At 59.3% G+C, this 7,840-nt stretch carries 8 protein-coding genes and 1 pseudogene; 6 read left to right on the top strand and 3 right to left on the bottom strand.

What is annotated here, in order from left to right:
* Positions 1–258: 258 nt before the first annotated feature.
* From DW029_RS07020 to DW029_RS07010, 3 genes and pseudogenes are all read left to right on the top strand, one after another.
* Positions 259–876, top strand: a pseudogene (locus DW029_RS07020) (GyrI-like domain-containing protein).
* A 43-nt stretch (positions 877–919) separates the two neighbouring features.
* Entirely contained in the window at positions 920–1,171 is a 252-nt protein-coding gene (locus DW029_RS07015) for a histidine kinase dimerization/phospho-acceptor domain-containing protein (protein ID WP_147351882.1), read from the top strand.
* 195 nt (positions 1,172–1,366) lie between these two features.
* Positions 1,367–1,615 (top strand): transposase, encoded by a 249-nt coding sequence (locus DW029_RS07010; RefSeq protein ID WP_117794380.1) that lies wholly within the window; start codon positions 1,367–1,369, stop codon positions 1,613–1,615.
* A 248-nt stretch (positions 1,616–1,863) separates the two neighbouring features.
* Here the strand turns inward: DW029_RS07010 and DW029_RS07005 are convergent, their stop codons facing one another.
* Entirely contained in the window at positions 1,864–2,754 is an 891-nt protein-coding gene (locus DW029_RS07005) for a LysR family transcriptional regulator (protein WP_117734608.1), read from the bottom strand.
* 217 nt (positions 2,755–2,971) lie between these two features.
* Between DW029_RS07005 and DW029_RS07000 the strand changes: the two genes are divergently transcribed.
* Both DW029_RS07000 and DW029_RS06995 read left to right on the top strand, forming a co-directional pair.
* Entirely contained in the window at positions 2,972–4,027 is a 1,056-nt protein-coding gene (locus DW029_RS07000) for a YeiH family protein (RefSeq protein ID WP_117734607.1), read from the top strand.
* A 189-nt stretch (positions 4,028–4,216) separates the two neighbouring features.
* Positions 4,217–4,654: a helix-turn-helix domain-containing protein gene (locus DW029_RS06995; RefSeq protein WP_117734606.1), complete on the top strand. Its 438-nt coding sequence runs from the start codon at positions 4,217–4,219 to the stop codon at positions 4,652–4,654.
* Positions 4,655–4,878: 224 nt separating this feature from the next.
* On the opposite strand, the gene DW029_RS06990 is transcribed toward DW029_RS06995, so the two are convergent.
* Positions 4,879–5,175: a DUF6508 domain-containing protein gene (locus DW029_RS06990; protein WP_233543828.1), complete on the bottom strand. Its 297-nt coding sequence runs from the start codon at positions 5,173–5,175 to the stop codon at positions 4,879–4,881.
* A gap of 57 nt (positions 5,176–5,232) precedes the next feature.
* Complete coding sequence (locus DW029_RS06985) at positions 5,233–6,966, bottom strand: DUF262 domain-containing protein (RefSeq protein WP_117734604.1); 1,734 nt, start codon at positions 6,964–6,966, stop codon at positions 5,233–5,235.
* A gap of 287 nt (positions 6,967–7,253) precedes the next feature.
* Here DW029_RS06985 and DW029_RS06980 point away from each other — a divergent pair, with 287 nt between their 5' ends.
* On the top strand, positions 7,254–7,784 hold the full coding sequence (locus DW029_RS06980; RefSeq protein ID WP_117734603.1) for a flavodoxin family protein: 531 nt from the start codon (positions 7,254–7,256) through the stop codon (positions 7,782–7,784).
* Positions 7,785–7,840 lie beyond the last annotated feature (56 nt).

Below are 7,840 nucleotides of genomic sequence, written 5' to 3'. Positions count from 1 at the left end.
ACACCAAGCGCATTGTCTCCGAGTGCCAGGCGTACCTCGACCGCTACGAGCGCGAAGGAAGGCCCCGCTTCGCCGTCGACATCGACCGCATCGTGGGCCTGCTGGAGGGCGAGAAGTAGGGCACCTCGGCTCAATCCCGAGCCATGCGGAACCGCTTCACATTTTTGAACGCCGCGCGCCCCAAATACCCGAGAAACAGGCTATGAGGTGCGGCGGCGCACTCGTGCCTGCGCGCAGCCATCTCCATCAGCGTCTACGGTGCGCTACAACATCGCGGGCAAACCGCCTGACAAGCCGAGCTTTCTGATCGTTCCGTCTATGAGCTACGTTGCCGTGCGGGGCAAGGGCGATCCCAATGCCGAAGGCGGCGCGTAGCAGAACGCGTTGCCGATGCCCTATGGCGTCGCCTATACCATCAAGATGTCGAAAAACGGCCCGCGAGAGATCGAAGGCTATTTCGACTTCGTCGTGCCTCCGCTCGAGGGCTTCTGGTGGCAAGACCACACCGATGGCGGGATCGATTACGCGCGGAAGGACGACTTCAACCTCATCTCATGCATCCGCCTGCCCGATTTCGTCACTCGCGAGGACTTCGACTGGGCCGTCTCGGAAGCCGCTGCCAAGAAGAAGCTGGACTTCTCGTCGGTCGAGCTGCTGAGGGTCGACGAGGGTCTTTGCATTCAGCGCATGCATACCGGGCCTTACAACGACGAACCGGCGACCATAGACGCCATGCGCACATTTGCAGCGGAACGGGGCTACGCCCCCGACTTCTCCGAAGCCTGTCTGCATCACGAGATTTACCTCTCCGACCCGCGCAAGTGCGCGCCGGAGAAGCTCAAGACCGTGATCCGTCATCCCATAAAGTTGATTTAGCGAAGCGAGTGACGCCGATCGCTTCGGCTTTTGGGCGCTCGCCGTGGCGTGGGCGGCAGCGGGACGTGCCCTGCGACCGGTGGCGGAGGCCGAGGCGCGGGAGCGCGCGTTCGTTTGCACCGCCTCGCACGACCTCGTCACCCCGCTCATGGCGGTGACCGCGAACTACGACGTGCTTGAAGCGGAGGCATCCGATCAGACCGGCCTTGCGTCCTGGGTCGCCAACATCCGTGCAGCGGCGGACGAGATGGCGACTCGCATTGCTGACATGCTCATGCACATGGGCGGCGACTAGCCAGGGCGAGCCCTGCAACGGGCATTATTATCCGGGAAGCGTTTGATTGCGAGACACGCCGGTGTGAGGGCCTGAGTCGTCAGGCCCCGCACAGGGGGACCGCGATGGTGGCCACCGCGCCGCCCGAGGGGCTGTTGGCGAGCGAGACGGAACCCCCATGGGCGCTCGCGGCCTCGGAGGCGGCGTGGAGGCCAGATGCACTCCAATGTCAGGGAGATGAAGACCGTGGCGAGGACGCTCAGGAAGGAGCGGGAGGGCATCCTGAACTGGTGGAAGAGGGGCTCCACAAACTCGTTCCTGGAAGGGCTGAACCCCGTCGTCCAGTCGGTCCGCAGCGCTGCAAGGGGCTTCAGGAGCATCGCCTATTTCAGGACGATAATCTTCCTCCGGCTGGGCCGCCTGGACTTCACGGCCCAGAAGAAGCTGACATGCGCTACCCACTAGAAACGTCGAAGAGCCCATTTTTGGCCTTCGGTGGCAAATACGAGCGCTTGCCATAAAAATGAGCGACGTCTCTACCTGCAGCTTGCCAAAATCGACCTCCGATGGCAATGGTAAAAGTGTCATCGGAGGCCTGTTTTGGCGTTGGTTTTTGCCACTGGAGGTCGATTTTGGTTTTTAGGCGCCATCGGAGGCCGTTTTTGGCGCGGAGCCGGGCTTCTGCCTGTGTACGTGCGCGGGCACTGCGGGCTTTATCGCCTCCAGGAGCGGGCGATTTCCTGGTAGCGGCGCGCAGCGAGGCTGCCACGTTGCCAGATCAGGCGAAAGTCGTGCTCGACAAAGAAGTCGCTTGGGGTGATGTCGCGCAGCTCGCCCTGATCGAGCTCGCGCTCAACCGCTGCGCGGTACAAAAACGTAATGCCAGTCCCCGCCCGGACGCACAGCTTGATGGCGGGGATGCTGGCGACCTCGAACGTGCCTGCGAAGTCGTCAAGATCGAGGTCGCGCGCGGCGAGGTGCTTCTCTAGGATCTCGCGCGTGCCCGACCCCGCTTCGCGTAGGATGAGCCTGCGGTCGAGTAGGCTGGCCATGGATACCGGCTTATAGGACGCGTCGAACTCATCTGCGCTCCCAACAGCTACATAGCGCTCGCGCGATACCGGGGCGGAGTCGAAGAGGGCCCTGTTAAAGGATCCTTCTACCAAGGCGAAATCAATAGTACCGGCCTCCAGGCCTTCCACAAGCTCCTGCGTGTTGCCAACGCTCATCTGCACCATCTCGTCGGGATGTTTTGCCATATGGCGGGCGAGTACGCGGGGAATCCAATAGTCGCAGATGGTGCGCGTGCAGCCAAAACGCAGGGGAGCCTTGGCGGGCTGCTCCAGCGTTAGGGCTTTCGCTTGCGCCTTGAGCCTCGTCTCATCGTTCTCCATTGTTTCGAGCGCTCGAAACAGCATCGCCCCCGCTTGCGTGAGCTCGCCGCGCCGGCCGCCCTTGTGGAAGAGGGCGCACCCGTAATGCGCCTCGAGCTGCCGGATATGCTGCGATACGGCGGGCTGGGTGATATGGAGCTCCGCTGCCGCCTGCGTGAAGCTGCCCAGCCTGCAGACCGTCAAGAACGTATGGGTGCGGTAATCCAGCACGTTGACTCCTATGCTCAAGAATCATCTATAACATCGTCCATATATAACAAATACTTATAGAGTGATAACCAATAGGGTGAAAAGAATTATAAGCCAAGGTAGTACTATCGCTATGCATTCAATCTTGGCTGTTTGCCGAGAGAGATTTGGGTTTATGTCGTAGGCGGCGGAGCGGTTCCGCGCATGCAGGGACGGCGCGTATAGAGAGGAAGAAGATATGGCGGAAAGAACGTGGGACAAGGTTCAAGATAGCTGGAGGGGCGTGGCGCTATGCCTGCTTATCGCTCTGCCGGCATGGTTTTTGGGCAAGCGCTTCGACGTGATCGGCGGGCCGGTCTTCGCCATCCTCATCGGTATGGTGCTGGCGCTGTTTATTAAGGACGACGCGGCGTTGCCGTTTGCGCCCGGTATCAAGTTCACCTCTAAGAAGATCTTGCAGTACGCGGTTATCCTGTTGGGCTTTGGCCTCAACCTTTCCCAGATCGCGCGCGTGGGCGCCCGTTCGCTGCCCATTATCGTGGCGACTATCACCACGTCGCTGGTGATTTCTTTCGCCCTGCATCGCGCCCTCAAGATCCCCACCAAGATTTCCACTCTGGTGGGCGTGGGGTCGTCAATCTGCGGCGGCTCGGCAATCGCGGCGACCGCTCCGGTTATCGATGCGGACGATGAGGAGATCGCGCAGGCCATCAGCGTCATCTTCTTGTTCAACATCATCGCCGCGCTTATTTTCCCGGCTCTTGGCGGCATGCTTGGCCTTTCAAACGAGGGCTTTGGCCTGTTTGCCGGCACCGCCGTCAACGACACCTCGTCCGTAACCGCCGCCGCTGCCGCGTGGGACGGCATACACCCTGGCGCCAATACGTTGGACGAGGCGACCATTGTGAAGCTCACCCGCACGCTCGCCATCATCCCCATCACGCTGGCGCTGGCATTTTGGCAGGTTCACAAGGCCAAGCGCGCCGCCGCGAACGGCGAGGGCGGCGAAGCTGCGGGCACGTTCGATATCAAGAAGATCTTCCCCTTCTTTATCCTCTTCTTTGTGCTTGCCAGCGTGATCACCACGGTCTTCGCGCTACCTGCGGGCGTGACCGCGCCCATAAAGGAGCTCTCCAAGTTCTTCATTGTTATGGCTATGGCGGCGATTGGTTTCAACACCAATATAGTCAAGCTGGTTAAGACGGGCGGCAAACCCATCTTTATGGGTCTGTGCTGCTGGATCGGCATCGCTCTGGTGAGCCTGGGCATGCAGCATCTGCTTGGCATTTGGTAGGCTATTGTCTTTAAAAGGAAAAAAGCATCGCGCGTTCTGCGCCTCGAAATCTCAGAAGGGGTTTCGAGGCGTTTTTTAGGGCGGCGGATTAGCATTCTGAGTGCAACGGCATGGGGCCCGCTCACGAGCGTGGCGCACTCCCGGGGGCTACGATGTTGGCTGTCTAGGTCAACGTCGGAGCGAGGGGACATGCGCCGCTACAGGCATCTTAGCGCCGAGGAGCGCGACAGGATAGCGGAGATGCACGCGAGGCATGAGGGGGTCTCGGCTATCGCCGCTGCGATAGGCAGGAACAAGTCCACGGTGAGCAGGGAGATCGCCAGGAACGGCCGGAACGGGCGCTACGGGGCCATCGCCGCCCAGTCGCGCTCCGACGCCCGCCGCAAGGCCTGCAGGCCCCGCAAGAGGCTCTCCGACCCGGCCCTCGCGGCCGAGGTGCGCAGGCGCATCGTCGACGACCGCCGGTCGCCCGAGCAGATAGACGGCAGGTCCCGCCTCGAGCGCGGCGGGCGCTGCGTCGTGAGCTTCTCCACCATCTACCGTGCCGTGAACGCCGGCGAGCCCGCCTATTCCGAAGGGGGCATACGGGCGGTATCCGCCCGCTATGATTCTCGTAGTTCATCTTGACCACGGGTTCATTTTAAGTAAGCAGTGCAGCTATGAGCTGAGGATAAAGCGCCACAGTGTGCCCCGCGCTCTCGACTTCTCGGTAGAAACGTGAGCCTTTGGTCAATGCATCTCAAGATTGAGCGATGGTTCCGCTTTTGATTTGGTGGCATGACGGAGTGCGACGGCATGGCATTGTCGCATCGCTGTGCTGTCGCAGCGCCAGACGTCTTCGTGGCCGCCGTTCAGCCCTCGTCGAGCTCCTTCAGCCGGAAGAGGCAGCGGTCCAGAAACCCGCTCCTGGCTTGCGCGGCAAGGAGTCCGTCGCAGAAGCGGTCGCCACGAACGCACCACGTGATGCATGCACGTATCAGGTCAATGTCCCCATGGTCGATGTCGCAGCTGTCTATGCCTTCCGAGGTGTCGATGCCATGGCGTTCAAGCGTCTCGAAGTAGCTGGTGTCCGCGAACCCGTCCAGTTCATAGAAATCGTCGACGAAATCCTCGAGTCCGAGCGTCCCGCCCCCAAGCTCGACATTCATGTTTCTGTCCTCCAGCTTGCCAGCGTGCTTGGTTAGTCTTTCGAACATGTTCGCTCCTTAGCTCAAAAGTCCGTTGTCGCCCAGGTAGTCCACGAAGGCATCGATGATCTGAGCCGTGCGAGTCGCGATGTCTATTTCGGTGAAGTCTCCCATGACTTGTGTCAGGCGCTTGAGTTCCGCGATCTTTGTTCCGGCTTTGCGCTTGCCATTGCCGTCGGTGTATCCCTCATAGTACTTGCGTTTATCGCAGAATCTGTAGTCGGCCGCGCGGATGTTTACACGCTTCTCGAGCAGCGCCTTGTTACCCAGCGCCTCCAGGTTGGATTGGTCGACGAGCGGGTCTACCTCGTTGCGCTTCTTGGCATAGATGTGCTCAATTTCGAGCGTAGTGTCTAGGTCCATGAGTGGTTGATCTGGGTCTGCGTACGCCCACCAAGTGAGCATGGACTTCGTTACAGGCCTGCCGTTGGTGAACACGTAGGTTCGGAATCGCTCAGCAATATTTGCGCGATTGAAGTGGTGGTTGGGAAACTCCACCGGGCGGTGCTCCACGATGTTGATCATCTCGGGATACACTGGCGAACGCAGCGCATTTACGCCGGGACGCTCAATGGCGTAGGCGAGAACGAATGCCGTGATCTTGTTTAGAAAGCCGTAGAGTGCCTCGTCATCGAGGACACTTTTGCTGTCGCGGTTGGCAAGGAACCAGACGCTTAGCAGATAGGTCCACATGCCGTTGGGGGCGTAGTTCAGCACGAAGAGCCTGCGGAGCACGCGCTCGCTGAACCCTTCCTGCGCGTCGACGCGTTTCCAGAAGCCGAGCAGCGCCTCGAGATCGTCGAGCGTGGCGTCCTCCTTGAGCATGGCGTAGCCATCGGCACCGAAGAAGTCGCGCAACGATGCGGTGGTCGTGTCGCGGATGCCTTTCTTCGCGCGGCGGTAGTACATATAGCGCGTAAATAGCTCATCGGTTGGTGTACCGCGCATGGGCCGGAAGATAGCGTTCGCTCCCTCCTCGAGCGCCTTCCAGCGACGGATGAACTCGTCCTTGCGCCCCGTGTCGGAATAATGCTTGTAGAACTGGCTTTTGAAGATGTCGGCATCCGAGAGAGGCAGCCCTCGGTCGTTTAGAGTCGAGAAGATGCGTAGCGCGGTGTCCTGCGACTCCGCTTCAATGGGTAACAGTATCACATTGTTGATGACGCGTGTGGCCATGTAGACGGTGTAGGTGGGCCACTCGCTCACCAGTTGTTCAATTTTCCTCTGGAAGAAAGCGAAGTTGCGGGCATAAGCGCTCTTCCAGCCATCGCCTACGTTGCCCTCTCGTAAAATCTCGAGGAATTCATTCTTGTCGTTGTCCGATGCAACCTCGGAGTCGATCTTGAGGCGCTCCATGTCGGGCTCGTCGAACTCGTCGGTTTTCCATACACAACGGGCGATTGCCTCGCGCATCTTCACAGACTGCTTATCCTTCATGTTGGTGAACTTGTCGTAGAACGCGCGGAGCAGCAGCATGATGGTGGTGAGGCGCTGCTGGCCGTCAATGATCTCAAGTTGGCCAGAGAGGTTCTTAAAGGTGACGATGGGCCCTAGAAAGTATTCGTCGTTTTCGCTGTCGAAACGCTCGTAGTCATCGCCTGGAAAAGCGAACGAGAACAGGTCATCCCACAGCGTTGCGCATTCATCCTCGCCCCAGGCGTAGGGCCTCTGGTAGTCGGGGATGAGGAAGTCTGATCGCTTATCGGTGAGAAGATCGCGAATCGATCGCTGGTCGATGTTGAGCTTGGACATGAGCTGTACCTTCCGCGCAGGAACAATCAAGATGACACGGATTATATCGCCGAAGTCGTCATTCGCTCCATTGCTGAGAGTTATTGAATCTAGCAACCTCTGGCCAACCCTTACGGTTTCATGTCGTGATCCATATCGGCGCTGATCAATGCCCGTGATGCTTCTGCTTGCACCTTCTTTGGAGGGCACGAACGAGAGATGCGGTCTACAGACGACTGAATAGCTCCATTCGTTTTGGTTACAAGAAAACATGCTGCGCGCCTGCGGCATGAAGGAGAGGGAATCCTATGAAAATCGTTGTATTGAGCGGCAGCCCGCGCAAGGGCGCCAATACCGACACCATGGTTGAGGCGTTTGCCGAGACCGCGCGTGAGGGCGACAATGCGGTCGAGGTCGTCCGCGTTGCCAGCAAGAAGATCGCCGGCTGCTTGGGATGCCAATACTGCTTCGCCCATGAGGGCGTCTGCGTGCAGAAGGATGACATGGCCAACGTGATCGAGTCGCTGAAAGACACCGACATGGTTGTCTTCGCTTCGCCTATCTACTGGTTTGATATCACTGCACAGGAGAAGGCTGTCATCGACCGCCTGTACGCCTTCGGTGCTACGGGCTTCCCGTTCACCAAGACGGCCCTTTTGCTCGATAGCCACAGCGAGGGCGTCTATGATGCGGCTATCGCTATGTACAAGTCAGCCTGCGCGTACTGCAAGTGGGAGGACCAGGGCATTGTCACCATTAGCGGCATGACCGAGCGCGACAGCATGGCCTCCTCGCCCAAGCTGGAAAAGGTGCGAGAGCTCGCTCGCAAGCTCGCCTAAGGGCTCGAAGAGCGCATGGCAATCAACACTAGTGGAAATGCTTGCTGTCCTTACCA

This window comes from Collinsella sp. AF38-3AC, assembly GCF_003474365.1.
GTDB lineage: Bacteria > Actinomycetota > Coriobacteriia > Coriobacteriales > Coriobacteriaceae > Collinsella.
Note: the sequence above shows the minus strand (reverse complement) of the source record. Positions and strands in the feature narration are given on the sequence as shown.